General features: G+C 68.4%; 2 protein-coding genes. One reads left to right on the top strand and one right to left on the bottom strand.

Annotated features, from left to right (window positions below):
* Positions 1-418: 418 nt before the first annotated feature.
* Positions 419-1,186 (bottom strand): HD domain-containing protein, encoded by a 768-nt coding sequence (locus tag VF468_25750; protein ID HEX5881692.1) that lies wholly within the window; start codon positions 1,184-1,186, stop codon positions 419-421.
* A 914-nt stretch (positions 1,187-2,100) separates the two neighbouring features.
* Between VF468_25750 and VF468_25745 the strand changes: the two genes are divergently transcribed.
* A complete protein-coding gene (locus VF468_25745; GenBank protein HEX5881691.1) occupies positions 2,101-2,604 on the top strand; it encodes a CHRD domain-containing protein in 504 nt (167 codons plus the stop codon).
* Positions 2,605-2,735: the final 131 nt, after the last annotated feature.

Here is a 2,735-nt window from a genome sequence, read left to right as displayed (position 1 = left end):
CGGCGAGCATCCGGTCAGCCAGCGGGTTCGTCACCGCCGGCGTCGGCGGTCTGGAGCCATCGCAGGTTTCCTGCACAAACGTCGCGCCAATGGCGCTCACGATCGGCTGCACCTCCGCCAAGCAGTCCTAGCCGTCGTCAGCGCGCGTCGAGGACGGCGCTGAGACGCTGCTGTCCCTTCTCACCGAACTTGGCCCGGTAGCACGCCGCTGACCTGCGGCGGGCCAGATTCGCTGAGACGGCGTCCAGCCGGTTGTCTCACTAAAGTTGGCCCGCGAGCGCCATTCTCTCGGCGCTGTCTCACTGAACCTGGCTTGCGATGGCAATTTTCTCAGCTGTGTCTCATTCAACCTGGCCCGCCACAGCCATTCTCTCGGTGGCTGTCCGTTCGCTAGCGCCGATCGCCGGGCGTGCACGCCTCACTCGTCGAACGGGGCCAGCTTGATCGCGGTGATGAGCGCGCCGTACCTGTTCACGAACTTTGCCCGTCCCTGGGGGACCCGGACCGCTTCGGCGCGGAACGCGTCCGCGAACGCCTTCTTGAACCCGACTCGCGGGTAGTCCCGCACAGCGTTGTTCAGAGTCTGCGGCGGCAGGTCCCAGCTCCGGACGCCGGCCACGTCCACGGCCGCACCCGCCGCGAGCAGGTACGCCTCTGTGCCTGCCGCCGTCGTCACGCCCGGGGTGTAGTGCATCGTGATCGCTGTCTGCATGACCTCGGTTGCCGCGGTGGACAGACCCACCTGGTCCGCGACCTCGCGCGCGAGCCCCATCGACGACAACGTGAAATCAGCGCCGTTGGGCAGGTTCACCAGGCCGGTGTCGTGCAGGATCGCTGCGGCGAACAGGAGTTCGGCGTCGACCTGCAACCCGTCGAGCTCGCCCAGAGCGCGGCCGAAACGGTAGGTCCGGTAGCTGTGATGCAGCAACGTCGGAGTCAGGGTGTCCTCAGCCACCTTCCGCGCCGCACGGGTCAAGGCCGTCTCGGGCACCGCCAATCGGGACTCCGGAATGTCGACGTTGCGCCCGGGATGCAGCCGCACGGCCATGCGCAGCCGACCCACCGCATTGCTCAGGTGGGTCCGAGCCAACGGACCCACGAGCGAACGACGTTCGGCGGCAGTCATCCACCCCTGCGTCTGCTGGACCCATGCTGCGGAGCCAAGAACTGCCTTGTGGTCGCTCATGGCCGACCTCCTCGCCTGACGGATACGTCGGTGGTGGTGTGGTGCGTCGGGTCCTGGGTGGCGATCGGTGGCTACCCCTCTGGGTCCTGAGACCGCCACCTGGGTGGGTTGTCGTCTGCAGCGTCGTGAGCCGGGCTTGCCTGACGCAAATGAGACGGGACACCTTCCTCCCGCTGACGATGCTCCTGTCCCGTCTCACTTGATCTGGTCCGGCCTGACCTCGCTGACCTGCGGCGGACCACATCGCCTGAGACGCCGTTCAGTGGCTTGTCTCGCCTAATCTGGTCCGCCAGGGCCATTTCTCGGCGGTGTCTCATTTAATCTGGTCCGCGATGGCCGTTCTCTCGGTGGCAGCAGGTTGGTGGCCAGCCGAGGAGCTGGCCGGCCGGCCGGCGACCGGTTCAAGCATGGATAACGGCCTGGTGCGGTGGGCCGGTGAAGCCCCGAGCGGCAGCTGATGACGAGGGCGGGCACGCCGATGGGGAATCGGGTGACCGGTCTGCTAGTTGACTGACTGCAAGCTGTCGTCCTCGCTGTCCTGGTTGAGGTGCTGCCTCCCCGTCTCCAGGAGGTCGCCATGCCGGCCGCTGCCTTCGCCGCGAGCGGCCGTGCCCGTGTGCTGTCGTCAAGGCGGAACGCGGTGGAGCGGCTGGGTGTCGGCGCCGACGGCCAGGTGACTGCGGTGTGGCACCCATCGCAGCGTCCAGCTGCTGGAGGGTCGATCCGCGACCGGGGAGAGCTGTGTCGGGCGGTCCTTGGCTGCGCCAGCCGCGCCCCACCGAGATGCCGCTGGCCTGCTGGGTGTTCCCTCGGCACACAGGAGTTCCAGCAACGCCGATCTGCAACTCGATTCGGCGCCCGGTATCGGAGGGTGCCGTTGGCGACCTCGACCAGAAGCGGACAAGGAGGCACCGATGCGCAGGACGATCGTGCTGGTGGCCATGCTGGCGCTGGGGCTGCTGGCGGTGGCGCCGGCGGCGGTGGCCGGTGACAACTTCGTGGCCACGCTGTCGGGCGGCCAGGAGGTCCCGGCACGCGACACCCACGCGGTGGGGGTGGCCACCTTCAAGCTCAGCGCCGACGGGACGGCGCTGACGTTCAAGCTGAATGTGGCCAACCTCGACAACGTGGTCGCGGCCCACATCCACTGCGGTGGCGTCGGGGTCAACGGCCCGGTTGGCGTCACCCTGTTCATGGGCGCGCCCGGAGGCGGCCGGGTGGACGGGACGCTGGCCGAGGGGACGATCACCGCCCCGGATGCGGGCAATCTTTGTGGCTGGGCCGACCTGGCGGCGGTGCTAGCCGCGATGGGCAGCGGCAACACCTACGTCAACGTGCACACCAACGACGGGGTGGACCCGCCCAACACCGGCCCGGGGGACTTCCCCGGTGGGGAGATCCGCGGCCAGGTCCACTAGCACGCTTTCGACAGGGCGGCGGGAAGGGCTCGACCGGCGCCACGCGAGCGCAACAGACCAGATGAGGGTCATGGAGTCGCGGTCACCAGAGCCGCGGCTCCCACCGCTCACCCTTCGGAGAAGGGATCCAG

The sequence above is a fragment of the Actinomycetota bacterium genome (genome assembly GCA_036280995.1).
Classification (GTDB): domain Bacteria; phylum Actinomycetota; class CALGFH01; order CALGFH01; family CALGFH01; genus CALGFH01.
This window is presented reverse-complemented; position numbering and strand designations above follow the sequence as displayed.